This window comes from Flavihumibacter petaseus NBRC 106054 (assembly GCF_000974785.1).
GTDB classification, from domain to species: domain Bacteria; phylum Bacteroidota; class Bacteroidia; order Chitinophagales; family Chitinophagaceae; genus Flavihumibacter; species Flavihumibacter petaseus.
Window position 1 is genome coordinate 1 of the sequence record NZ_BBWV01000006.1, and the last position, 25,602, is coordinate 25,602.

Below are 25,602 nucleotides of genomic sequence, written 5' to 3' on the forward strand. Positions count from 1 at the left end.
TAAAACCAGCCCCTGCGTGAAACCCCTAAAAGCTCGTTTTAGTGATCACCATTTGCAACGCTCCCTGCACATTGGCCTGCACCTGCACATTGTCTTTGTTGATGACCAGTCCGTTGAGGCGCAGGGATCGCGTACTGCCCTGCAGCGTGACCCCATCGGAAACATTGCGGTTCAGCTGGCTGTCGATGCGGGATTTGTTTTTATTATAGAGCTCCTGCACATTCACCTTTGCCTGTTCGCGCAGGTTCTGGAGGATCTGCCTGCTGAAAAATGTTTTGCCCAAAACCAGGACAAGGCTGGATGAGTTCAGGTCATATTCAAGGTCGGGCACTGAAATGGATTGGGTCACCGGATCCAGCACGGGTGTTCCGGTAAGGAATAGTGTGCCTTTTTTGGTGCCGGTAAACACGATTTTGAATTCTACCCGGTATTGATCGAGTCCCCGTACTTCGACCTGAACGATCCTGATCTTTTCACCTTTCACTTCAAACTCCCTGTTGCGCAGGGTACGGGTAAGCAGCGTATCGATTGTCGTATAATCGTAAACAGCATTGGCGGTCAGGTTGAAATCATTGCCTGCCGGCGCGTTACCCAATGGTGGCAGGAAACGGGTTACCGAATGATTGATGCTGTCAGAACTGATCTCGGGAAAACAATGGATGCCAGCTGTAAAGCGGAGGGTGTCGGATAGGTAATTGATCGCACCCATGTTGACGGCATTGGCATTTAGCTTAAGATAACCGTAGGTGCTCAGGGGGATTTTTTTACCAGCTTTTTCAGCTATGGGCTGAAGATATTTGTCAAAGTTCAGCTGACTGACCAGGTTGTCGATGGTCGTACCGTAGGCATTAACCGAAGATGCGATACTATCCAGAACCTGCCCGGTTACATCGTTTTTAAAAATGGTGACGGTGCACTTGTCGATGGCCTGGATCTTTTCCAGCTGTGTGCTTGTCTGCAGGTGGTAGTCGGGTAAAAATCGGAGATCGCTGTACAGGCTGAAGGATACGCGCCGCATGCTTTCCGGCGGAAAACCACAACTGCCGTTGATCCAGGGAGATACAGACTGGTTAAGGATGCATACTGTCTGGCTGCCGGCAATCTGGTAACTGCCCGTCATGGCAACCACGATGTGATTGTTCACGCAGGAAAACTGGAAACCGGATCGTACAAACCGGTACTTGTACCGAAAATCACAACCACTGTTCAGGTAGGCGGGCCACCCGTCACTGCGGATCTCTTTCGGCGCCATACTTTCTGCCTGTCTGAGCAGGGGCGCAATCGCCACTTTTACAGGGATATTCAATACCGATGGCGGCAGTGCAGGCAGGGCTTTCAATGGCTGTGGGGCAGTAACACCAGTTGCAGTAACACCAGTTACTGTGGCTGGGGCGGTTGAAACAGATTTCTTTCCGCCCGAACAGGCTGCAAGGCACCATAGGGCTATGAGCAGTAATAAAGCGACAAGGGGATGTATTTCAGGTAAGGATTTCCGCAACATGCAGCTTGATATTTTCAGTGATCTTTTCTGTGGGAACGTCATTCGGGTCACCACCAAACGGATCTTCAATTTCTTCAGCGATCAGTTCAAGGCTGGCCAGTACATAAAAGATGAACATCACTACCGGAATCACCAGGTAGCCCAGGCTGAATACGTAACCAACGGGCAGGGTAAACGTGTAAACGAAGATGAATTTCTTAATGAATACACTGTAGGAATAGGGGATTGGCGTGTTCTTGATCCGCTCGCAGGCGCCACAGATATCCGTAAAACTTTGCAATTCTGTATTGAGGTTGATCAGTTGCTCGCCGGTGATTGAACCGGCTTTGTAGAGTTGCTGAACCCGCGACTGCAATAGTACAGCAACCTGGTTGGGCACATGGCGGTTGTAATCCAGTTCGGGATGATCGGCTTCGTCAAGCGCAAGACGGGTGGATTCACGGTGCAGGTGGTTGTGGAGCACTGCAGCATAGAGATGAATGCATTTGCGGAAGAAATTGCGGTTTACCGTATCATCTGCGGGCAGCATCGCTGCAAGTTTGATCGCCAGGTTTCGGGAATTGTTGGTCAGTGCACCCCATTGTTTCCGGCCTTCCCACCAGCGGTCGTAGGCGGTATTCGTACGAAAAACCAGTAACATCGAGATGGCGAAGCCAAGGAGGCTGTGCATCAGGGAGATTTGCTTCAGCACACTGTTCTGCGAAAGCTTCAGTACTTCTACTTCAAGGAACGCGATACCGAAGGAGTATGCGCCCACCAGCAGCAGCAGCGGGAAGAGTTGCCGGATCGTATCCGCCCTGTGGAAATGGAACAAGACACTATACCAGTCTTTTGTATTATAGCTGATCATAATCTTTCATAATGTGTTAGGCTGTAAATCTGTATCCACGCAGAAAATCGGCAACCGGCATTCTTTTTTTACCCTGTAACTGGATTTCGTCCAGCATGAGATAGCCATCCTGCGCCGCGAATTTCAGATAAGTTTTCTGATCTGTCAACCAGCTGCCCGGGGAGCCGGTAGGTTGCTGATACTCCTTCCTGGCAGCGAAAATGCGCAGTGTTTTACCTTCCAGGGTTGTAAACGCTGCAGGGTAAGGCGACAGTCCACGGATCAGGTTATATACCTTATCCAGGGGTTGATCCCAGTTGATCTGGCAGGTTTCGGTAAAGATCTTGGGTGCATGTTTCAGGTCACTCGCAATCATCGACTCCTGGGGCCTGGGGGTAATGTTTCCTGATGCCAGTCCTTTGATGGTCTCGACCAGTGTTTCAGCTCCCAGAACCATCATCCGGTCGTGCACTGAACCTGCATTCTCGTCTGGTGCGACAGGCATTTTTGCCTGCAGCAACACGTTGCCGGTATCAATTTCGTGTTGCAGCCTGAACGTGGTGACGCCGGTTTCTTTTTCACCGTTGATCACAGCCCAGTTAATCGGTGCAGCGCCACGGTACTGTGGAAGCAATGAGCCGTGTACATTAATAGTACCCAAAGGAGGCATATTCCAAACCGATTCAGGTAACATCCGAAAAGCCACTACTACCTGCAGGTCGGCTTTCCAGGCAGCCAGCGACTCCTGGAATTGAGGGTCCCGGAGCTTTTCCGGCTGCAGTATTGGTAACTGGTGTTCAACGGCATACTGTTTGACGGCAGAGGCCTGGAGGGTCATACCCCGCCCGGCGGGCTTGTCCGCCGCTGTAACCACGCCCACTACCTGGCAGCCTGCACGCACCAGGGCGTCCAGTGAAGCAACAGCAAAAGGGGGTGTTCCCATAAAAACAATTCTTAACGCGCGATAATCCATAGCTTCAAATATAACCGCAAGTTTACCTTAGCTTTACCGCTTAAAACCTAATTAAACAATTTTTTTATGCAAAAAGTGCAAGCCGGCGATACGGTGCGGGTTCATTATCATGGTCGTCTTACGAACGGTACCACTTTCGACAGTTCAGAGGGTCGTGATCCGCTGGAGTTTCAGGTGGGCAGTGGGATGGTCATTGCCGGATTCGACAACGGTGTACTGGGGATGGAAAAAGGCGACAAGAAAACTGTGCAGATCCCTGTAGATGATGCATATGGTCCGAAAAATCCGGAAATGATCATAGAGTTCCCTAAAGACCAGGTTCCTGCCGAAATGGTACTGGAGCCGGGAATGCAGTTGAATCTCAATAACAGCCAGGGCCAGGTAGTGCCTGTGGTGGTGAAAGAAGTGGGTGAAGCAATAATCCTGCTGGATGCCAATCACCCCCTGGCAGGTGAAGACCTCGTTTTCGATATCGAACTGGTTGAGATCGTGGGAGCACCTTCCCGCATTATCATGCCCTGATCAGATACGGTATATCTTTTTAGCAGCCGCTCCCGTTCCGGGGCGGCTGTTGTCATTCTGATAGATAATATAGAGAACGATCAGTGCAACCAGTTCAAGGATTGTTGCCAGCAGCGATCCTTCCAATCCGAACGCGCCACCGGTAAGCAGCTGGTCATGCCCCATTGATGGGGACAGGATGGATTGCTGTTCCATCCCGCTCACTGCAAATCCCAATACCGGTCCCTGGAAAAAATTCCAGGCAAAATGAAGGCCGATTCCGAACCAGCAATTTTGGGTATACAGGAAGTTTATTCCCAGTAACAATCCCGCAATAAAGATGTTTACCAGGGGCAACCATCCGGCGTTTGGATTGCCTGCATGGAACAAGGCAAACAACAAAGCGCTAACCAATAGAGCGGCCGGTGCCGGTAAAGACAACATCAGGTTGCGCAGCACATAGCCGCGGAAGGCGAGTTCTTCCGTAATGGCAACCATGATCATCAGCCCCAGCGAAAGGAAAAATGAATCACCTGTCCATTCCGCGGCCATCCACTGCAGCTGACCGTTAGCCACCAGGAACAACGTTGCCGTTCCAAGCATTGAAATCGCGATGCAGCATCCGATTACCGGCTGTGCCTCATAACCGTTCCATTGCAGCCCGGCACCGGAGAGCGGCCTGCCATCCAGCCAGCGCGTAAAGGCAAACACCAGCGCCACGCCGGCCAGGCTGCCGATAGTATACAACAGGTAGAAATTTACAGGAAGCAGGGACAATGCCAGCCAAACCATCAGGTAGACCAGGAGGAACAACAGCGCCCTTATCCAACCGTACCGGATTGCCATCAAAAGAGTAATTTGGTCGAAATTATTGCATTCATGTCCATTTCGTACCGGTACACGGTGACAGAAAGATTTTTGCGGTATGTTCAGATCGATACCCAGAGCGATCCTTTCAGCACTACCTTTCCTTCCACAGAAAAGCAAAAGGACCTGGCCCGCCTGCTGGTCAGCGAATTGCAGGAAATGGGCTTGGAAGATGCGTACATGGACGACTACGGGTATGTGATGGCAACCATTCCCTCCAACCGCGATCAGGATCTTCCCGTGATCTGCCTGTGCGCACATATGGATACGGCGCCGGACTATAGCGGGACGGGGGTAAAACCGGTTGTGCATACGGCCTACGATGGTCGCGACATCATCCTGCCCGATGACCCGGCACAGGTCATCTCCGTAAGCAACCATCCATACTTGCGGGAGAAGATTGGTGACGATATCATTACCGCTTCCGGTAAAACTTTACTGGGCGCTGACGATAAAGCCGGAGTAGCCATTATCATGGATCTGGCCAATCGCCTGGTCGGCGATCCGGGAATACCGCACGGCACTATCCGCCTGTTGTTTACTCCCGACGAAGAGGTGGGAAGGGGAGTGGATAAACTTGACCTGGCAAAGCTTGGTGCCGATTTCGGCTATACCCTGGATGCCGGTGAAGCGGGTAGCATTGAATCGGAGAATTTTTCGGCAGACGGCATGACCATTGAATTTCACGGTGTCGCGGCACATCCGGGTGCTGCGAAAGGAAAAATGGTAAATGCACTTAAACTGCTCGGGGCTTTCCTGGAAAAACTGCCGAAAGATCATTTATCCCCCGAGACGACAGATGACCGCGCCGGATTTGTTCACCCGGTTCATTGCAGTGGAAATTCAGAAAAAGCGACAGTACAATTCATCCTCCGGGATTTTGATACAGCACGCCTTGGGGAATATGCCTATATGTTACAGCTGCTTGCCGATGAAGTGACGAATGCATTTCCCGGCAGCCGGTCTGCTTACCATGTGAAAGAGCAATATCGTAATATGCGCACCGTACTCGATCAGCATCCACGCCTGGTTGAACTTGCAGAGGAAGCTATCCGGCGGGTAGGGCTCCCGGTTAGGAAACTCCCCATCAGGGGCGGCACCGATGGAGCAAGATTATCTTTCATGGGACTACCCTGTCCCAACCTCTTTACCGGCGAAATGGCATTGCACAGTCCGCAGGAATATGTGTCGGTTCAGGATATGCAGAAAAGTGTCGATATGCTGGTGGAACTGGTGCAATTGTGGACTATATTGTAACCCAAAATCAACTCCATGGGTCAATTGATTGCTTCCAGCTGGTGGATCATCGTTATTCTGGTCATTGTATTGATGGGATTGAAAACCATCAACCAGGGAACTGTGGGTGTGGTGACCATGTTCGGCAAATACCGCCGCATCCTTCATCCGGGTCTTAACCTCATTATACCTTTTGTTGAGATCATCTCCAAAAGAGTATCTGTTCAGAACCGCTCCATTGAAATGGAGTTCCAGGCCGTTACCAACGACCAGGCGAATGTGTACTTCAAAAGCATGCTCCTGTTTGCCGTTCAGAATTCCGAAGAGGAGACCATCAAGAAAGTGGCATTTAAATTCATTTCCGAAAGGGAACTGATGCAGGCACTGAGCCGTACGATTGAAGGTACTATCCGTTCTTTTGTAGCGACCAAACGGCAGGCAGAAATCCTGGCTTTACGGAAAGAGATCGTGGAATATGTAAAAGACCAGATCGACCAGTTGCTGGAAGAATGGGGTTATCATCTCCTTGACCTCCAGATCAATGACATTACTTTTGACCAGGTGATCCTGGATTCGATGAGTCGCGTGGTAGCCTCCCATAACCTGAAGGCCGCGGCTGAAAACGAAGGTCAGGCCCTGTTGATCACAAAAACCAAAGCTGCTGAAGCCGAGGGAAATGCCATCAAGATCGCTGCTGAAGCAGAGCGGGAAGCCGCACGCCTCCGGGGCCAGGGTGTTGCCCTGTTCCGCGAGGAAGTGGCGAAAGGTATGACTGAAGCGGCCGACCGGATGCGGCAGGCCAACCTGGACACGAATGTAATTTTGTTCAGTATGTGGACAGAAGCGGTGAAGAACTTTGCGGAATATGGCAAAGGCAATGTGATCTTCCTCGACGGATCAGCTGAAGGCATGGAGAAGACCATGAAGCAGATCCAGGCCATGATGATCAAGCAAAGCGGCTCCTGATGCCGGCTCTATAAAAATTGTTAATAGCTTTGCGCAAAACCGGGAATTGGCAATTATTCCCTTTATTTTCACGTTCAACAATCCTAATTAAACAACCATTGATGAATTTTTTCTTTCTCCAGGCAGCAGATACGGCGAAGCGGTTGGTGGATAGTGCACAAGCTGCGCTGACCGCCGGAGCTGCAGCCAAAAAGCTTAACCTTATTGATCTGCTGATGCAGGGCGGCGTGCTGATGATCCCCCTGCTGCTGCTGCTGGTGCTGGCAGTTTATTTCTTTTTTGAGCGCTGGATCGCCATCAAGAAGGCGAGTCGAATCGACGCCAATTTCATGAATATCATCCGCGATCATATCCTCAATGGTAATGTTTCCGCCGCAAGATCACTGGCAAAGAATACTGACAATCCCGTTGCAAGAATGATTGACAAAGGCATTCAGCGCATTGGTAAACCCATTGATGCCATTGAAAAAAGTATGGAGAATGTGGGCAAGCTCGAAATGTACAAGATGGAGAGAAACCTTTCCGTGCTGTCGCTGATCTCCGGCATCGCACCGATGTTCGGCTTCCTCGGAACGATCGTCGGCATGGTGCAGTTGTTCTACGGCATCAGTTCAACCGGTGAATATACACTGAGCACCATTGCCAGCGGCATCTACGTGAAGATGATCACTTCTGCCACCGGCCTGATCATTGGCCTGTTGTCTTATGTAGGGCACAGCTTTCTCAATGCCCAGATCGATAAGACGGTAAATAAAATGGAAGCAGCCAGCGCAGATTTCATTGATACGCTTCAGGAACCCACACGCTGATCATGGATATAAAAAGAAGAATAAGGGGACACGCGGAAGTTCATACCGGCGCACTGAACGATATCCTGTTCATACTGCTGCTGTTCTTCCTGATCGTATCCACGCTGGCGAATCCCAACGTGATCAAATTGTCGCAGCCCAAAGCGAAAAGCGATACCAAGAGCAAGCAGACGGTGGTCGTTTCCATTGATGCCAGCAACCAGTTCTATGTGGGAACCACGAAAGTGAGCCTCGACGAACTGAAAGCAAAATTACAGCCCATCCTGGCCAAAGAGACCGATCAGCCCAGCGTCGTGATCAATGCCGATAAAGCTGTTCCGGTAGAAAATGTGGTTGCGGTAATGCGGGTAGCCAGGGAACTCGGAGCAAGATCAGTATTGGCCGTTGACAAGAGCGGGGCGCAGTGATCAGCGCGAAGCTTTGACCATGCGGTCTTTACCCTGCATATCAGTTCTCACCGTAATGTGTTTAAATCCGGCTGACGCAAAACAGCCTTTTACAGCTTCTCCGCTGCCTTCATGAATTTCAAGGTAAACCAGTTCAACCGCAGCTGACTGTTGCGCATAAAGGGCGATCTCTTTGTAAAACAGTAGGGGGTCTTCGTCAGGTACAAATAATGCCAGCGATGGCTCGTGTTCCGTCACATGCGGATCCATCAGTGGTTTGCCTGACAACGGGATATAGGGTGGATTACTGACAATTACTTTTGCTGCCGGCAATAGCTTTCGGGCAGCTGCATCCAGGAAATTTACCTGCAACCAGTTCACTCCCGGTGCAAAATCCGCTCCGTTGCGTGCCGCAACTGAAAGCGCAGCAGTGCTCACGTCAACACCGTAACAGGAAAATCTATTCAACCGGCGGGCGAGGCTGATGGGGATACAACCGCTTCCCGTTCCGATATCAACAATAATTCCGCCTGACACGTCAGCTTTCAGATCGTTGATGATCCACGCCACCAATTCTTCGGTTTCGGGACGGGGGATCAGCACCGATTCATTCACGTATAAAGGCATATCCTGGAACCAGGCTTCTTCCAGTACATATTGCACTGGCCTGCCGCGGAGCAGGTCGAATTTCCATAACTCCAGCTGTTGCAGCTGAGGCGGCGTCAGCGTCCTGTTTTTTTCAGATCGCAGTTGTGACGGGATGGAACCAGTGATTTTTTCAAGGCACATCCAGGCGATCAGCCCGGCCTCGCGGTCGCCGTAACGGGGTTGGAGCTGTGCCTGCAGCGCAAGTTGAACCTGATGTAAGTCTGTTGTTATCAAGGCGGCAAAGCTAAAAAGAAATGCTAATTTGTTTTCGAGATCAAATCTATGTATACCGGTAACCATTACAATATCAGGGTATTTCTTTTCTGGACGAGGAGAGATATTTACAAACTGCTGCTCATCGGGGCTATTCCTACGGTCCTGTATAAAATTTTTAACTGGAACTGGCTGACCGTACCCTGGGTACCCATCGCCCTGGTTGGTACAGCAGCTGCGTTCATCGTGGGATTCAAAAACACCCAGACCTACAACCGTCTGTGGGAAGCACGCCAGATCTGGGGCTCCATCGTGAACAGCAGCCGTACCTGGGGAATACAGGCAAGAGACCTGGGCAATGTGCCCGCGGATGACAGGAAGTGCATGATCTACCGCCATATCGCCTGGCTCACCGCATTGCGTTATCAGCTTCGGGAACCGCGGTCCTGGGAAAATACCTACAAGCCCTATAACATGGAATTCCGGGAGAAATATTACAAGATCCCCGAATGGGAAACAGACCTTGAAACGGCACTGAAACCCTACCTGACAGATACGGAATTCAGTTATGTGATGCAACGCAAGAACCGCGCAGCGCAAATCATTGCCATTCAGTCGGGTCATCTGAAAAACTGGCGGGAAAAGGGATGGATAGGAGAATTTACCGAAATCGAAATGCAGCGGCGGCTGGCAGATCTTTATGATCAGCAGGGAAGGTGTGAACGGATCAAGAACTTCCCCTACCCGCGGCAATTCGGCAGTATCAACCTTTATTTTATCTGGATCTTCGTGGTACTGCTGCCGTTCGGATTGCTCCATGAATTCAGCAAGCTCGGCAGCAATTTCATCTGGCTGACCATTCCCTTCAGTGTGCTGGTTTCGTGGGTATTTACTTCCATGGAAAAGGTTGGGGAGTCTACAGAAAATCCCTTTGAAGGCAGCGCCAATGATATCCCGATCGCAACGCTAAGCCGCACCATTGAAATCGATCTCCGCGATATGCTGGGTGAAAAAGACCTGCCTGCGCCGATCGTCGCTACCAACAAGATATTGTTATAGAACTGTCATTTTCCGCATTTCGTAACCCGTTTTTCCTGAATCCGTAAACAGATTTTCCTGACGCAAGCCAATTTTGCGACCAGAAAATCAAGATTATGGCCCGGAATTTATACTGCAGATTATTATTATCATTTTTCATATTGTGTATAGGACTGGAGACAAGAGCGGGAGAAAATGACCCCGTCGATGGACAGGGAAATATCAAAGGAACAGTTACCACTGCCGATGGCAAACCGGCAGCTGATGTTACGGTTTCCCTTCAGCCGGTGAACAGGAATACCACCACTTCTGACGACGGAACATTTATGCTCCGGAACGTTCCCGCTGGCGAGCATGAACTCAGCATTTCACTGATAGGGTATGAAACTGTCACCCAAAAAATCACGGTGCTGGAAGGGAAGACGCAGATTGTTACGATTAAACTGGAACTTTCTGAAAAACAACTCGAAGAAGTAGTAGTGAAAGCGGGGCGACACAATTACCGTCTCTCCAATGTGTCTACCGGCCTGCGTTTGCAGACACCCATTAAAGATCTTCCCCAGAACATCCAGGTGGTATCCGGAAAAGTAATCGCCGACCAGCAAATTTTTGATATGCTGGAGGGCGTTACCCGTAACGTGAGTGGTGCTACCAAAATGGAGCACTGGGACAATTATGCTTTGATCAACATGCGCGGTTCCCAAATCGCTGCGTTCCGGAATGGCATGAACGTACAGATGCCCTGGGGGCCACTGGCAGAAGATATGAGCATGGTGGAAAAGATTGAATTCGTAAAAGGACCTGCAGGATTTATGCTGGCGAACGGCGAGCCGAGCGGCTTCTACAATGTGGTAACCAAAAAGCCGACCGGTCAGACAAAGGGCGAGGTTACCCTGAGCCTGGGCAGTTTCGATACCTATCGTGGCACGCTGGATTTCGATGGCAAGCTCAGTAAAGACGGTAAATTGTTGTATCGCCTGAACGTGATGGGACAAATGAAAGGGTCTCACCGCGACAACGAATTCAACAATCGCTGGTCAGTTGTGCCGGTTTTGCAGTACAACTTCAACAATAAAACATCACTCACACTCGAGTATACGCATCAGTTCTCAGAAATGAGTACAATTGGTTCCAATTATGCCTTTTCCAAAAACAAACTGGGAGAGCTTCCCGTAAATTTCACCACACTGGAAAAGAACCTGGAACCTACGAAAATCAATGACCGCAGCATCCTGGCGATTTTTAAACACCAGGTCAATGACCGCTGGAACCTTACTGCCCAGATGGGTTACTACAATTACAAGCAGGTAGGTCAATCCCTCTGGCCGTGGACTGTTGAAGCCAATGGCAATATGCAGCGCGGCGTTTCCATCTGGGATGCGCTTGGAACCAACAAGATCGGGCAGTTCTTCCTGACAGGTAAAGAGCGCACGGGTTCGATCACCCACAAGATCCTTGCGGGCCTGGATGTAAATGATATGGACTACTGGGCGGACTTCAACCAGGGTGGCCCGCTGGGTTCACCAGATTTCAACATCTACGACCCCAAGTATGGCGTTCCTGCAAGTTCACTTCCAGTTTATGACCGTTCGCTTCCCATCAAAACAAGGGGCGTTCAGTACGGCAATCAGAATACCAGTGTGTATGTGCAGGATGAACTGGGCTTCTTCCGTGACCGGCTGCGTTTGACAGTCGCCGGCCGTTATACTACTGCCAAATCACAAAATCCCTATGAGCTTGACCCGGAGACTTCCGGAAACCGCATTACGCCACGGGTTGGCATCAGCTACTCAATAGATGAAAATACTTCTGCTTACGCTGTGTATGATCAGTCTTATGTACCGAACTATGGCACTGATATCAATCATAAGAGTTTTGACCCGATGATTGGAACCAATGTTGAAGCAGGTATTAAGCGTGACTGGTTCAATGGCCGCTGGAATACTACCCTGGGCGTGTTTCGGATCAACAAGCAAAATGCCCTGATAGCTGATGAAGTTGACAATGGCGTTTCATATAACCGTGCCATCGAACAGCAGGTTCAGGGGGTTGAATTTGATTTGCGTGGTATGGTGGTGAACAACCTGCAACTGGTGTTCAATTATGCCTTTAATGACGCCAAAATCACTAAAGATCCAAAAGATAAATCCAACGAAGGCGAGCAGGTTCCAGGAACTTCCAAACACATCAATAACGCCTGGCTCACCTATCGTGCACCCGCTGGTGTTTTTAAAGGATTCGGCGTTTCGCTGGGCTACCAGTGGCAGGTAGATCGCTCTCCCTGGTACGTATTTGACGGAAAGTCTCAATCTTTGCCTGATTATTTCCGGGTTGATGGTGGTCTTTCATGGGTGGGCAACCAATTGTCAGTATCAGTGAATGTGAATAATGTACTGAACCAGTATTTGTACTCAGGTGCTTATTATGAATGGGGCGGCGGCTACTACTACTGGCAGGCTGAAGCATTGCGGAATTTCCGTGCAACCATCGCGTATCGTTTTTAAGTATGACGTTTAAAAAAATCATTGGAAAGCTGCACCTGTGGCTGGGATTGGGGTCAGGACTTGTCGTCGTCTTCCTCGGCGTAACAGGTTGCATGCTGGCTTTTGAAAAAGAAATAGAATCATTACAATCGTTCCGGTATGTGGAGCGGCAGGAAAAACCTTTCCTGCCGCCTTCCGCATTATATGCGGTGGCCACAAAAGCCTTACCCGGAAAGAAGGCCCATGGCGTCACTTACCTCGGGCCCACGCAGGCTGTAATTGTTTCCTACTATGACCTGGACTATTATTATCTCGCTTTCATCAATCCCTATACCGGTGAACTCCAGAAACTGAAGAACATGGATCAGGATTTTTTCCGGATCGTGATCAACGGACATTTCTATCTCTGGTTGCCACCCACCATCGGGCAGCCAATAGTGGCCAGCGCCACACTGATCTTTTTCGTCATGATGGTCACGGGTATCATTCTCTGGTGGCCACGGAACAAGGCAGCAGCAAAGCAACGCTTCAGCATCAAATGGTCGGCTTCCTTCAAACGGAAAAATTACGATCTGCACAATGTGCTGGGCTTTTACATGAGCTGGATTACCATTTTCATTGCCATCACCGGACTGGTCTGGGGCTTCCAGTGGTTCGCAAGGTCACTGTATTTCGTTAGCTCCGGTGGTAAGCAGCTGGTTGAATTTTATGAATCACCTTCCGCGCAAGGAGGCAAACCTGCTGCAGGCACTGCACCTGCAATAGACCAGTTATGGGACCGGTTCCGCGGAGAACTGAAGCCGGGGGCTTATGTGGAAGTGCATTTCCCGGGTTCCGATACATCCTCTATTGAAGTTGCGATCAATCCCGATGCGAACACTTACTGGAAAACTGACTACCGTTATTTTGACCAGTATACCCTGCAGGAGATTAAAGTAAACCATCTGTTTGGACGCTATAAAGATGCCAGTGCTGCTGACAAGATCATCCGCATGAACTACGATGTGCATGTGGGACAGATTTTAGGGTTGCCCGGTAAAATTCTCGCTTTCTGTGGCAGCATGATTGCTGCAAGTCTCCCCATAACGGGTTTCCTGATCTGGCGCGGGCGCCGCCGCAAAAAGGCTGTCTCCTTACAAGGTTCCGCCACAGCATTGTCGCGCAATGCCGATGCGGTGCTGAAGACCTTGTAACCAATCCCGGATTGCTTTCATTTTCCCAGCATGTTTTTAAGCGTCGCAAAATCGACTGCTTTTTTTATGGCCTCGTAGTTGTCTGCAAAAACGGCGTCTCCTTTTGCTATTTTATAGACCACAGTAAAAAACTGGGGAGATGATTTGGGCAATTTTTTATGATAGTAGTCGAGATTGGGCTTAACCGCGAAGAATGAGCCACGGGTACCTTCTTCAACAAATTTCTCAAATCTTTCCTCTTCATTCCACATGCAAATTGCCGGAAGGGCCAATTCAGCATCCGGCTTTTTCAAATATTCATTCACATTGCGGAGATATTGTTCTGCGTATTCCTTTTCACTGGGAACCTCCTTAATTGATTTCTCCAGCCTTTTCTTTTGGATCAGTAAATATTCTTTGCGGCTTAGATAATAGAAGGGAAGAGTATCATTGTAAGTAATCAGCCAGCGATATTCTTTTATCTCGCCAGGTGTTCCATAATCCCCCACCACCTCTTCACCCATATACCAGACACCGTCTTTTTTCTCTGGCTTTTGTTTTAGTTTCAGGTAGCTTCTCGCTTCATCCGGCGCAACAGTTGCGGCATAAAGATTATTCAGGGAGAACACCACATTAGCAGTAATATTAACCGTAGTAGTAGTCGATATGTCAACGTAGTATTTTGATTTGTCGGCGCTGTTTCTATCACACAGAAACCGGAGAATAGACATGGTATAATGATAGGGGTCTGCCACCCAGGTCTGACCATCGGCGGCGTACTTGCCATAAACAGTACTAAAATCGATCTGACATCCGGTTGGGGCATATTTGGCAGTGATCATCTTATGAATACCCGCCAATACCGCTTTTTCTTTTGCCAGATCTGCCGCAGCTACATCGTGAATGGAGCCTTGTGGCCCTGCTTTCCAGGTACCCGGTTTCTGCCGGAGGGATTCTTTGTTACAATCCTGCGCGAAGGCAGTTAATGTCAGTAAGGATAGGAAGGTTGAAAAAATGTATTTCATCTGGGTTGTTTGAAATTTTACCATTTTGAAAGGGTGATGCCGTTCAATAAACCGGTTCCGCTAACCGATCCGCAACCGCTGATAAGACTCGTCCGGCTTTCTACGCCTATTTCCACCGATGTGTCCAATGCACCTATTCCTTTATTAACCTGCCCAATGCCCTGATTGATGGTTTTGTCCACCGCGGCCTTGCCATCGGATTTCGGCGCCTCAATGCCTGCTTCCAGTTTTGCTTTTGTCACGATGCTTACGTCCTGTACGCCGCTTTGGTCTATTTCCAGCTCGATGCCGGTTCCGATTGTGGCCTCGGCTTTTACGGGGCCTGCGCTACCACCTACCCCCATTTCAACACCTGCCTTTACTACGGCATCCCAATCACTGTTTCCCTCCTTGTCTGTATTAATGGTAATATCTGCACCTGCAGACACGTTCACGTTGACGGGCCCCTCCAGTACGGGTGTTCCTATCTTCGGACTCAATATCAATGTAGATCGCAAAAACTCATTCCCTACCTCCACGCGCGTGTATTTGATCATATTGGAATTGAACATAAAGGTCGTGTGGCTGCAGTTTGTTTCCATCGAGAGTATACCGACAATGCTCGCCTTGCTTTTGTATTGGCAGGCGATGTCATCAAATTCTGCCAGTTTTGTAGCTGCCGGGGCGTTTTCTTCATTATTCGGGCAAATCGATGATTTGCTTGTAAATCGTACTACCTGGCTTTTGATGATGTTCAGCCACTCTATTTTAGCCAGAATTTTTGTTACTTCAAAGTCCTCCGGCCAATTGGTGTACTGTGCATAGTAAACCTTATCGTTGAGTATATGGCGCATATTGTCTATTAAGCCTTTTTGCGCCATCTGAAGCTGCGTATTTGCCAACAGAAGGTATTCATTACGAACTTTATTTACCGCATCGCAGTATTCCTGAAGCGGGTTGGAGCGACCTTCTCCAATGTACGGCATGTATTTTTCATCTACCGCTTTCTCCGCAGCTGTTGCGGTATTTTTCCAATCCTCATCCTTGTCCAACACTTCGGTAACTGCATTTCTTGCTTTCAGCAGCCTGAATTGCAGACCATTGTCCTTGTCCTCAATCAGGTATTGCAGCTTTCGGGCCCCAGCCGCCGCATACCAGGGTAACAGACTGCTGATTTTACCCTTTCGTTGCGCTTCAAACATTGCTTTCATTCGTTGTTGACTGGCTTCTGCTGCTATTTGTTCTAATTGTGCCGCACGGCCGTTCAGCTCATTTAATTCCGTTTCACATTTCTCAATGAATTCCGCCCATTCTTTTGTCCGGATCTCATATTCATTTACGCTCACCGGGTAATCGGGCCATTGAAATCGTTCGAGTCCCATTGGGTCCTGTGGCATGGGGAATGGGAAATCCATATCCTTGCCGGGTTGAATTTTTCGCAGCTCCTGCAGTTTGCTGTCCTTGTCTGCGCTGTAAGCTTTTTTAAGGGATTTAGTCAACGCATCGGCCGCAGCCTTTGTATTGCCCTTGCTTTTTTCTATAACAGATTTGGTGTAATTGGCCTGTGAATGATAGGCGTAAATGCGAATAGTGCTGTCCAGGTATTTTTCTGCTTTGCCTATTTCTCCCAAACCAAACCATGCCTGTCCGAGGTTGTTGAGCAGGGTGCTGTTTTTGGGGAACTTTCCATTCAGATTGTTTAAAATGGGGATGGCCAGATGTTCGGCACCCATCATGCTCAGCATAGAAGCATAATTGTTTAGATTGTCTACACCAGGAGCGATACTGCAGATCTTTCCCATAAGATATATGGCGATTTTCGGACTGCCTGAAGCCCAGAGCCCTGCAGCGATATTGCCTGCGGCTGCAATTTTTATTCCCGTGGTTGCCAGGTATTCCTCAATTTTATCACCGGCGGTTACCACATCGGGGTCAAGAACGGGTACTATTTTTTTATGAATAGCGGCAACATAGGCAGGCATGCGGGCAACGGTTACACCATTGGGGATGGCTGCAATCTTTGCTGCATCCCGAATCGGAGTAACCCTGTTCCCGGTTTTTGCTGCTGTTTTGATCTGGGTGTCATTTAAGCCGGAAACAGTTTTCTGAATGCCTTTCATATCGGGCATTTTAAAGCCCATGCTGTCCATCATCTTTTTGTCCTCCGCGCTGATTTCACCTATAGATTTCTGCATTTCCTTCATCATTTCTGCCAATTCCTTTTGGGTTGGAATAGCCTCTTTCTGCGCAGGAGCAGCTTCTTTTTGTTTTGGCTTTGACTTGGTTTGCGCTATACCGGCTACCGACACGCCCATCAGCAATAGAAGGAGTAAATGCGTTTTCATCGTATTTGAGGGTGTATTTTCTTTCCTAAATTAGTCGGGCCGCGGCGAATTTGAAATCCCCTAAAAACAGGATATTTTGTAGAAGCAGAAAAATCCTGTTTTTAGGGGATAGAGGCAGCAAGGCTGATTTGCTTATTTTGTATCTGTTTGTAATCTCCCAGATGAAGAAAATCACAGCATTTGTTCTTTCCGTCTTTTTTTGTTTGCAGGCCATGTCGCAGACAGCGGATGTAATTGATAGTCTGAAGCGCAATATTGAAAGCCACAACGCTCCCGATAGTTTCAGGGCAAAGTCAATTTATCAGTACCTGAGAGCAACGCTGTACAATTCGTCCGGCAACGAGCCTTATATTAAGGAGATGCTGGCCATTAGCCGAAATATTGGTTTTTCCTACGGCATCCGCAAGGGACTATCCATGTATGTTAAATATTACGGAGACAGGGGCGATTTTCAACGGTCATTTGCCTATGCCGACTCCCTTATCGGTTTTTTGAAGAATGACACTTCTTATGCTGCGAAAAGGGAAATGGGCATTCTCTATTGGGATCTTGCCAATAATTATAACCGGATCGGGGACTACTATAAATCCATTGAATATTATTTGCTGGCCATTGATGTATTTGAAAAGGTTAAAGACAATAATTTCCTGTCTTCACTTTATGGGAATTTGTCCAGCATTTATACCCATACTGCAGATACCGGGAAATCAATGGTGTATATACAAAAGGCACTGAATCTGGCTGAAGCATCGTCTGATGATGATCTGAAGTGCAGAACCCTTATGAATTATGCGAATGAGCTGCTGAATAAAGGGCAGTTTGCCAAAGCGGAGGAAGTGGTGAACAGGGCGGAACCGCTGGTGTTGAAACTGGAGAACGCAGCGTATTCGCAGTACTATTTCTACATGAAGGGAGAACTCGCGCGGCGGCAGAAATCATTTCAATTGGCCATCACCTACCTGCAAAAGTCTCTCCGGCTGGCAAGAGTGGACAATGATGCACACCAGGTGACTGAGGTTATGAGCCTTCTATTCGATTGTTATAACGCCCTCAACAGGCTTTCTGAATCAAAAACACTGCTCGATTCAACACTTTTGCTTGCGGAGAAGGCGGGTTTGAAAATGCGCAGAAAGGAAGTGTATGACGGTTATGCCGTCTGGTTTGAAAAGAAAGGGGATTTTAGTACGTCGAACAGCTACCTTAAAAAATCAATAGCGCTAAAGGACAGTATACTTTCCGACGAAAATAACGAACGGATCGCTGCTTTGGAAATGCAGTATCAGGTTGCCGGTAAAGAAAATGAAATCGCTAACCTGAAAACAGAAGGGGAGCTGCAGCGGCTCTCCATCCGGCAAAAAGGCGCAATAAACAATAGTTTGACTGGTGCTGCATTTATTATCCTGATCCTTGCCTTGCTTTCCTACCGCAACTACAAACAGAAGCAGAAATTACAACAGCAGCGTATTGCTGAACTTGAAACGGAAAAACAATTAACCGCTACAGAAGCCGTGCTGAAGGGCGAAGAACAGGAACGTTCCCGGCTGGCAAAAGACCTGCACGATGGATTGGGTGGCATGCTCTCCGGAATCAAATTTTCTTTTAATACCATGAAAGAAAATATGGTGATGACACCAGATAATCGCCTGGCCTTTGAGCGCAGCATGGACATGCTCGACAGCTCCATAAAAGAGATGCGCAGGGTAGCGCACAACATGATGCCCGAGTCGTTGATGATGTTCGGATTGGAAGCTGCGCTGAAAGATTTTTGCAATGATATTACCAGAAGCGGCGCGTTGAACGTCAGCTACCAGTCTGTCGGATTCGACGGGGTGTTGCTTGAACAGACGACAGCTGTAACGGTATATCGCATTGTACAGGAATTGATTAACAATACGCTGAAACACGCGGCTGCCGGAACTGCCATTGTGCAATTAACCAAGACAGACAACCGGCTTTCCGTTACGGTGGAGGATGATGGAAAAGGATTTGATGCCTCGATGGTAAAAAGTTCAACAGGCATGGGCTGGCGAAATATCCGGCATCGTATCGATTTTCTGAAAGGCAAACTGGATGTAGATTCACAGCCCGATAAGGGAACTTCTGTTCATATTGAATTGGATATCTGATGGCGATAAAAATATTTATTACGGATGACCACTATATGATTGTGGAAGGTATCCGCTCCTTGCTTCAACAAGAAAAAGACGTTGAATGGATGGGGCATGCGATGAATGCGGCATCCTGTCTTGGCTTTCTGCAACAGCAACAGCCGGATGTAATTCTGATGGATATCAATCTACCCGACAAAAGCGGTATCGACCTTTGCCAGGAAGTAAAAGGTAAGTATCCCGACATACATATCCTGGGACTAAGCTCTTTTAATCAGCAAAGTTTTATTCAAAAGATGATGGAGCATGGTGCCAGTGGATATGTGTTAAAAAATGCCACCAGGGAAGAGCTGTTGGAGGCCATTGAAGCAGTGATGAAGGGACAGAAATTCCTAAGCCCGGAAGTGTCGGCAACTAATGGCAGGAATGAAGAGATAAGGATACCCGTGATTACGCGAAGGGAGAAAGAGGTGCTGGCGCTTATAGCGGAAGGATTGACGAATAGTGAAATCGCCGAAAAGTTGTTCGTCAGCACCACAACGGTTGATTCGCACAGAAAAAGCCTGCTGGCTAAATTCGAAGCAAAGAATACTGCGACCTTAATCAGAATGGCCGCTAAGTTTTCCTTCATATGATATTGTCTTCATGAATCATGTTGGGGCCAGCAACCCCACAAAATTCAATAAATGCAGCCGGATCACCGTCACGGAATGCCGGAAATGGGTTGTTTCCCGGGCAATCCAATACCAAACCTACAGCGGTCTGACATCCGTCCCCCAGCAAACCTACCCATTCGCTGGGGGACCGCTGTAGGGCGGCTGTAGGTCGGCAGGCAGACGGAGCTCCCCGGCACAAATGGTAGAATAACAAAAAAGTGGTTGCAACACTACAACTGCCACAGTCCAAACCGGAAGAGCGTGCTCACCGGCTTATTGTCCCAGAACAATTCGAAATCCGGCAATCCTGCAGCTTCGTAATGGGCCTGTACTTCCTGGCGGGTCCAGGTACGAGGCAGGTGCACCGATAGTTGTGGCAGGATTTCCATCAGCCATTTGCCCTCTTCCGGAGAAACCCGGATGGAAGCACTTTCCTGCCGGTTGCTGAACTGTAGTTCGGCCTGTTCCCATTGCTGGCCTTTTTTGGAGCGGGTAGTAATGGTAAGCAAGGGAATCGCGCTGCCTGCCCAGATGATCTTCTGGTTAGGTTTATGGCGGTCAGGTTCTTCAGCAAGCAGTGCCTGTTCTATGTAGTCGGGCGCGACTGTCGTGCGCGGGGTTTTGAAATCAAACCATTTGTGCAGGGGATGATCGAGGCAAGCGCCGTGCATGAAATTCAGGAGCGACTTTTTCAGTCCGTAGGCGAAAGCCGGATGATCCGCACCGGTCGGGTCAATATGATCTATATCGTTGTTGGCAAAAGTGGCTACTACCGGTTGCACATATCTTACCTGGTATTTCTCCGGCTCGAGTCCGACCGGGCTGTGTGCCGTCATGGTGAACTGGTGCCAGAAAGCGGATTGTAAAATGCCGGCCTGGAACATCTGTCGTACCATTTCGAGGGAGTCGATTGTCTCCTGTGCGGTTTGGGTGGGGAATCCATACATGAGATAGGCATGCACCATGATACCGGCTTCCGTGAAATGCTTGTTTACCCGCGCAACCTGTGACACGGTAATACCTTTCTGGATGAGGCCCAACAGCCGGTCAGAAGCCACTTCCAGTCCCCCGGAAACGCCAATGCACCCGCTTGCCCGCAGCAGCAGGCAGAGGTCACGGGTGAAGCTCTTTTCGAACCGGATATTGGTCCACCAGCTCACCACGAGTTTGCGGCGCAGGATCTCGATGGCCAGGGCGCGCATCAGTGCCGGCGGAGCAGCTTCATCCACGAAATGAAAACCGGTTTGTCCCGTTTGCGCCATAAGCGTTTCCATCCGATCGCAAAGCAGGGACGCTGTGACAGGTTCGTAGAGTCTTATATAGTCGAGGCTGATATCGCAGAAGGTACATTTCCCCCAGTAGCAACCGTGTGCCATGGTAAGCTTGTTCCAGCGGCCATCGCTCCAGAGGCTGTGCATCGGATTCATGATTTCGATGGCAGAGATGTATTGGTCGAGGTAAAAGTCGCTGTAATCGGGTGTTCCCACCTGTCCCTGTTTGTAATCAGTGCAGGAAGGATTATTGATAAAGGTTACTTTGTCATCTTCCAGGAGGAAAGTTCGTTTCAGGCTGCTGACAGGCGTTGCCTGTTCAATATGTGCTACCAGTTGTTCGATAGGTGATTCACCATCATCCAGTGTGATGAAATGAAAAAAATCGAAAACCCGTGGGTCGCTGATGCCGCGGAGTTCCGTATTGGGAAATCCACCACCCATCACGATGCGGGTTTCAGGATAGTGCCTACGGATATATTGTGCGGTACGGAAGGCCGCATACAGGTTGCCGGGGAATGGAACGGAAATAGCCACAAGTTGGGGTTGCAGCTGCTCCATTTTCTCCGCTACCAGGGCATTGAGCAGATGGTCAGTGTAGGTGTAGGGACCTTGCAGTGAATCATAAAGTTCATCAAAGCTATTGGCGGATCGACCCAGTTTTTCTGCATAGCGGCTGAAACCGAAATGCTCGTCGATGGTTTCTTTGATCAGATCGGAAAGATCCTCAAGATACATGGTACTGAGGTGTTTCGCTTTATCCTGCGTGCCCATATTGCCAAATGCCCAGTGGAGATCATCGAGTTGTTCAAAACGACTTGCTTCAGGAAGGAAGCCTCGTTTTGCGATGCGGTGTGCCAGCGTTGGATTTTTCCCTTTAAGAAAATCCATGACGGCATCAATGGTTTCGAGATAGTCATGCTGAAGGGCAATGATTCTCCTGATATTGGCAGTCAGTTCATTGGTGTCGGGGCCGGCCGGCGAAACTGCAGGATATTTGTCTGCGATGGCTGCAAAGAGGCTTACCAAACCATTTTTTGAAAATAAAAGGTTGGTGACTTCAATACCCAGGTCGCTCTGATAGGCGCTGATTCCTTTCGTATTAAGGAAACCTTTCAGGTAGGCAGTAGCCGGATAGGGTGTGTTCAACTGGGTGAAAGGAGGTGTCAGCAGGTATACAGAAACGGGCAAAATGGCGAATTTTCCTCAAAAGTACCGACCTATCAGCGGATGTTCAACTATTAATGTTTTCATAGCTGCGGCATCAATTGGTCCTTGTTTCGCATAAACAATCTTTCCGCCGGGTTCTACCAGAATCGTATAGGGGAGTGCGCCCTGCCAGTTCGGATCGATGGCTTCAATCAGCTGATATTTATCGTCGGTATTGAATAAGTAATTGGCGTTGGACGATTGCTGGGTTTTCAGGAATTCCAGCACTTTTTCTTTATTCGCCGGGTCGTCTGCACTGATGCTGATGAATTCTAAATTCCGGCTTTTGTACATCCTTTTTATAGTAATGAAATCGGGATATTCTTTCACGCAGGGGCCGCACCAGGTAGCCCAGACATTGATGAGCCGTAATTTTTTGGTGTCATTTTTCAACAGGTTTCTCAGTTCGGGTTCACTGATCATAGACAGGTTCACCGGCTCTTTGGCCCATTCCTCTTTAGCTTTATCAATCCAGTTTTCTTTGGAGGCCCACTTGATGGAGCAGCCAAAAACCTTGGTGGTGGGCACGGCCACAGCCTGCTGGCTGAGCAGGCTTTCAATCGCATTACGGGCGTCGCGGATAGTGGGAGTTTTGGAAGGCTTTTCCATATTGTCAATCCTGCCCTGGAAGCGAAGCATCCGTTCTTTATCAAAGATGAAAACATGTGGTGTGGCAACGGGGCCATAGGCGCGGGCAACTGTTTGGGCAGCACCGTCGTACAGGTATGGGAAATTGAAATGTTTGGTAGCGGCACGAAGTTTCATTTCTTCAAAGCTGTCGCTGAGGTCAGTATAGTCAAGTTCGCTGAGTGAAATAGCAGCCGGGTCGTTCGGGTTGATCGCCACAACAGCAACGCCCTTTCCGGCATAGTCTGCGGTTAATTGAATGAGGCGGTCTTCATATGCCTGTGCCGTGGGGCAATGATTGCAGGTAAAAACGATCACCAGCACTTTCGCATCACTGAAGTTTGCCAGGGTCCAGGTTTTTCCGTCAATTCCCGGCAGGCTGAATTCAGGCGCTTTGGATCCGATGGCAAGCGTAACCGGATCTCCGGCAAACACAGAAACTGAAACGAAAAACAATAGGGCAAGAAGCGTTTTCATCCAATATCATTTTAACAGAAGTTAACGGTTTTTTTAGCAAGAGGGCCGGGAAATTATTTTATCCCTACCTTCAAATGATGAACCGGAGAAAGGTATTAAAGTCGATGATTTGGATGGGGGCTACCGTAGCATTTTTGCCCTCCTGTGTTTACCGCCAGGACCAGGTCCACATGCAGTTGAAGCACCTGCAGATCAATCCTGACCAGGAGAAATTACTGGCTTCCCTCGCTGACGAAATCATCCCTGCAACGCAAACCCCCGGTGCAACCGATCTGGGGCTTCATTTTTTTGCTTTGAAAATGGTAGATGATTGTTACGACAGCGTGGGCCGGGATCAGTTCATGAGTGGTTTCAAAGCATTTGCTGAGAACCGGTCGGCAGATAACGCACTAACTCTTGAGAAAGCTGCTGCAGATCAGAAAATGGCAGGCTTCGTCAATGGCTACCGGTCACTCATTGTTCGTGGCTATAAACAATCCGAATATTACATGACTAAGGTCGTACCTTATAAACTCGTACCCGGCGGCTACAAGGGATGTATTCCTGTAACAGCGGCAGCAACAACTTAACCATATGGGCTATCTGAATACGAAGGGCGTGAAGGAAAGAACTTTTGATGCGATTGTTATCGGGTCGGGAATAAGTGGCGGCTGGGCTGCAAAAGAATTTACCGAAAAGGGATTGTCGACCCTGGTGCTCGAGCGGGGAAGGGAAGTAAAACACCTCAAAGACTATCCGACTACGAATATGATGCCCTGGGAATTTGAACACCGCGGGCAATTGACAGCTGACCTTGTCAAAGAAAATCCTGTTGTAAGCAAGTGTTATGCTTTTCGTGAAGACGCCCTGCATTTTTTTGTAAAAGACAAGGAGCATCCTTATGTGCAGGACAAGCCATTTGACTGGATCCGCGGTTACCAGGTTGGGGGTAAATCGTTGTTATGGGCAAGGCAAACGCAGCGGTGGAGTGACTTCGATTTCACCGGTCCCGCGCGTGATGGCTTTGTGGTTGACTGGCCTATCCGCTACAAGGATATTGCACCCTGGTACAGCTATGTGGAAAAATTCGCCGGTATCTCCGGAAACAAGGACGGGTTACCACAACTTCCCGACGGCGAATTCCTGCCACCGATGGAACTGAACTGCGTCGAAAAATATTTCAAAGACAAAATGGCCTCGGCTTACAAAGACCGGCCGGTGATCATTGGTCGTGCAGCGCACCTGACCGCGCCGCAGCAGGTTCATTTTGATCAGGGCAGGGCGCAATGCCAGCAGCGGGATCTTTGCCAGCGGGGTTGTCCGTTCGGTGGTTACTTCAGCAGCAATGCATCCACCATTCCCTGGGCCATGAAAACCGGAAAGCTGACCCTGCAACCCAACGCTGTGGTGCATTCCATCATATACGACGAAAAGCAGCAGAAGGCTACCGGTGTACGCGTGATCGACGCCATTACCAAAAAGGCGACTGAATATTTTGCGCCGGTGATCTTTGTGAACGCCGCCGCAATCAATACGAACCTCATCCTGCTGAATTCTGTCTCTGCAAGGTTCCCCGGCGGACTGGGCAACGACAATGGACTCCTGGGGAAGTATTTTGCATTTCACAATTATCGCGGCCGCATCAATGCACGTTATGAGGGTTATATGGACAGTACCACTGAAGGCAGAAGACCCAACAGCGGCTATATTCCCCGTTTCAGAAACCTGCATAAACAGGAAACCGATTTTCTCAGGGGATATGCCGCCGGATTTGGAGCAAGACGTACCAATCTTCCTTCAACAGGGTGGGGGGAGCAACTGAAGCAGCAACTTGATAAACCTACACCGGGTCTGTGGGCGGTTGGTTCTCACATGATGGGAGAGACCATCCCAAAAGAAAAAAGTCGGTTAACGCTTGATCCCTCACAGAAAGACGAATGGGGTGTGCCATTGCTGCATGTCGATATGGCCTATGACGATAACGATGAGAAGATGCTCAAAGATTATTTTGATCAGATGAAAGCGATGTTCGAAACTGCGGGATTCACCGATATTGAGATCGAAGATTCCAAACAGGCCCCTGGTCTTGACATTCATGAAATGGGTGGTGTACGCATGGGCCGTGACCCGAAGACTTCGCTCTTGAATGAATGGAACCAGTTACATGCCTGCAGGAATGTTTTTGTTACAGATGGAGCCTGTATGACTTCCACGTCAACACAGAATCCCTCCCTTACCTATATGGCGCTTACTGCACGCGCGGTCGACTATGCCGTTAAGGAAATGAAAAAAGGAAATATCTGA

At 49.0% G+C, this 25,602-nt stretch carries 21 protein-coding genes; 12 read left to right on the plus strand and 9 right to left on the minus strand.

The genetic code is table 11. From position 1 onward, the window contains the following. Positions 1-25: 25 nt before the first annotated feature. Genes FPE01S_RS23250 through fmt form a run of 3 tightly spaced genes read right to left on the minus strand, consistent with a single transcriptional unit; the run spans position 26 to position 3,303 of the window. Positions 26-1,501 carry a DUF4403 family protein gene (locus FPE01S_RS23250; protein ID WP_169749218.1) on the minus strand — a complete coding sequence of 492 codons (1,476 nt, stop codon included), beginning with the start codon at positions 1,499-1,501 and terminating at the stop codon, positions 26-28. Further along, on the minus strand, positions 1,479-2,351 hold the full coding sequence (locus FPE01S_RS23255; protein ID WP_046371534.1) for a bestrophin family protein: 873 nt from the start codon (positions 2,349-2,351) through the stop codon (positions 1,479-1,481). The genes FPE01S_RS23250 and FPE01S_RS23255 overlap by 23 nt, the downstream gene beginning before the upstream one ends. A 16-nt stretch (positions 2,352-2,367) precedes the next feature. Next, positions 2,368-3,303, minus strand: coding sequence for a methionyl-tRNA formyltransferase (gene fmt / locus FPE01S_RS23260; RefSeq protein WP_281176224.1), 936 nt, complete (start codon positions 3,301-3,303; stop codon positions 2,368-2,370). A 66-nt stretch (positions 3,304-3,369) separates the two neighbouring features. On the opposite strand from fmt, the gene FPE01S_RS23265 reads away from it, so the two are divergent. Beyond that, positions 3,370-3,825 (plus strand): FKBP-type peptidyl-prolyl cis-trans isomerase, encoded by a 456-nt coding sequence (locus FPE01S_RS23265; protein ID WP_046371535.1) that lies wholly within the window; start codon positions 3,370-3,372, stop codon positions 3,823-3,825. Here the strand turns inward: FPE01S_RS23265 and FPE01S_RS25265 are convergent, their stop codons facing one another. After that, on the minus strand, positions 3,826-4,650 hold the full coding sequence (locus FPE01S_RS25265; RefSeq protein ID WP_052956131.1) for a CPBP family intramembrane glutamic endopeptidase: 825 nt from the start codon (positions 4,648-4,650) through the stop codon (positions 3,826-3,828). A gap of 33 nt (positions 4,651-4,683) precedes the next feature. Here FPE01S_RS25265 and pepT point away from each other — a divergent pair, with 33 nt between their 5' ends. The 4 genes from pepT to FPE01S_RS23290 all read left to right on the plus strand — a co-directional run bounded on the left by pepT (position 4,684) and on the right by FPE01S_RS23290 (position 8,089). Beyond that, positions 4,684-5,928 (plus strand): peptidase T, encoded by a 1,245-nt coding sequence (pepT, locus tag FPE01S_RS23275; RefSeq protein ID WP_046371536.1) that lies wholly within the window; start codon positions 4,684-4,686, stop codon positions 5,926-5,928. A 15-nt stretch (positions 5,929-5,943) separates the two neighbouring features. After that, on the plus strand, positions 5,944-6,873 hold the full coding sequence (locus FPE01S_RS23280; RefSeq protein WP_046371537.1) for an SPFH domain-containing protein: 930 nt from the start codon (positions 5,944-5,946) through the stop codon (positions 6,871-6,873). Between the two features lie 101 nt (positions 6,874-6,974). Then, the gene (locus FPE01S_RS23285) at positions 6,975-7,682 is read left to right on the plus strand and encodes a MotA/TolQ/ExbB proton channel family protein (RefSeq protein ID WP_046371538.1); all 708 of its coding nucleotides are present in this window, start codon (positions 6,975-6,977) and stop codon (positions 7,680-7,682) included. A gap of 2 nt (positions 7,683-7,684) precedes the next feature. Continuing rightward, the gene (locus tag FPE01S_RS23290; protein ID WP_046371539.1) at positions 7,685-8,089 is read left to right on the plus strand and encodes an ExbD/TolR family protein; all 405 of its coding nucleotides are present in this window, start codon (positions 7,685-7,687) and stop codon (positions 8,087-8,089) included. On the opposite strand, the gene prmC is transcribed toward FPE01S_RS23290, so the two are convergent. Then, positions 8,090-8,950, minus strand: a complete 861-nt coding sequence (gene prmC / locus FPE01S_RS23295) for a peptide chain release factor N(5)-glutamine methyltransferase (RefSeq protein WP_052956132.1) — start codon at positions 8,948-8,950, stop codon at positions 8,090-8,092. A 48-nt stretch (positions 8,951-8,998) separates the two neighbouring features. Here prmC and FPE01S_RS23300 point away from each other — a divergent pair, with 48 nt between their 5' ends. From FPE01S_RS23300 to FPE01S_RS23310, 3 genes are all read left to right on the plus strand, one after another. Continuing rightward, positions 8,999-9,988, plus strand: a complete 990-nt coding sequence (locus FPE01S_RS23300; protein WP_046371540.1) for a bestrophin family protein — start codon at positions 8,999-9,001, stop codon at positions 9,986-9,988. A gap of 95 nt (positions 9,989-10,083) precedes the next feature. After that, a complete protein-coding gene (locus FPE01S_RS23305; protein ID WP_052956133.1) occupies positions 10,084-12,471 on the plus strand; it encodes a TonB-dependent receptor in 2,388 nt (795 codons plus the stop codon). 2 nt (positions 12,472-12,473) lie between these two features. Then, positions 12,474-13,643 (plus strand): PepSY-associated TM helix domain-containing protein, encoded by a 1,170-nt coding sequence (locus FPE01S_RS23310; protein ID WP_046371541.1) that lies wholly within the window; start codon positions 12,474-12,476, stop codon positions 13,641-13,643. A 17-nt stretch (positions 13,644-13,660) separates the two neighbouring features. Here FPE01S_RS23310 and FPE01S_RS23315 read toward each other — a convergent pair whose 3' ends face one another. Together FPE01S_RS23315 and FPE01S_RS23320 are read right to left on the minus strand one after the other, a co-directional pair. Beyond that, positions 13,661-14,647 (minus strand): hypothetical protein, encoded by a 987-nt coding sequence (locus tag FPE01S_RS23315; RefSeq protein WP_157474147.1) that lies wholly within the window; start codon positions 14,645-14,647, stop codon positions 13,661-13,663. A 17-nt stretch (positions 14,648-14,664) separates the two neighbouring features. Next, entirely contained in the window at positions 14,665-16,971 is a 2,307-nt protein-coding gene (locus tag FPE01S_RS23320; protein ID WP_046371543.1) for a tetratricopeptide repeat protein, read from the minus strand. Positions 16,972-17,132: 161 nt separating this feature from the next. Here FPE01S_RS23320 and FPE01S_RS23325 point away from each other — a divergent pair, with 161 nt between their 5' ends. Together FPE01S_RS23325 and FPE01S_RS23330 are read left to right on the plus strand one after the other, a co-directional pair. Next, a complete protein-coding gene (locus tag FPE01S_RS23325; RefSeq protein ID WP_046371544.1) occupies positions 17,133-19,097 on the plus strand; it encodes a tetratricopeptide repeat-containing sensor histidine kinase in 1,965 nt (654 codons plus the stop codon). After that, positions 19,097-19,714 carry a response regulator gene (locus FPE01S_RS23330; protein ID WP_046371545.1) on the plus strand — a complete coding sequence of 206 codons (618 nt, stop codon included), beginning with the start codon at positions 19,097-19,099 and terminating at the stop codon, positions 19,712-19,714. Before FPE01S_RS23325 ends, FPE01S_RS23330 begins: the two co-directional genes overlap by 1 nt. 251 nt (positions 19,715-19,965) lie before the next feature. Here the strand turns inward: FPE01S_RS23330 and FPE01S_RS23335 are convergent, their stop codons facing one another. Both FPE01S_RS23335 and FPE01S_RS23340 read right to left on the minus strand, forming a co-directional pair. After that, positions 19,966-22,197, minus strand: a complete 2,232-nt coding sequence (locus FPE01S_RS23335; RefSeq protein WP_046371546.1) for a B12-binding domain-containing radical SAM protein — start codon at positions 22,195-22,197, stop codon at positions 19,966-19,968. 15 nt (positions 22,198-22,212) lie between these two features. Continuing rightward, positions 22,213-23,319: a redoxin domain-containing protein gene (locus FPE01S_RS23340; RefSeq protein WP_046371547.1), complete on the minus strand. Its 1,107-nt coding sequence runs from the start codon at positions 23,317-23,319 to the stop codon at positions 22,213-22,215. A gap of 74 nt (positions 23,320-23,393) precedes the next feature. Here FPE01S_RS23340 and FPE01S_RS23345 point away from each other — a divergent pair, with 74 nt between their 5' ends. Beyond that, positions 23,394-23,888, plus strand: coding sequence for a gluconate 2-dehydrogenase subunit 3 family protein (locus FPE01S_RS23345; RefSeq protein ID WP_046371548.1), 495 nt, complete (start codon positions 23,394-23,396; stop codon positions 23,886-23,888). A 4-nt stretch (positions 23,889-23,892) separates the two neighbouring features. Further along, a complete protein-coding gene (locus FPE01S_RS23350; protein ID WP_046371549.1) occupies positions 23,893-25,602 on the plus strand; it encodes a GMC oxidoreductase in 1,710 nt (569 codons plus the stop codon).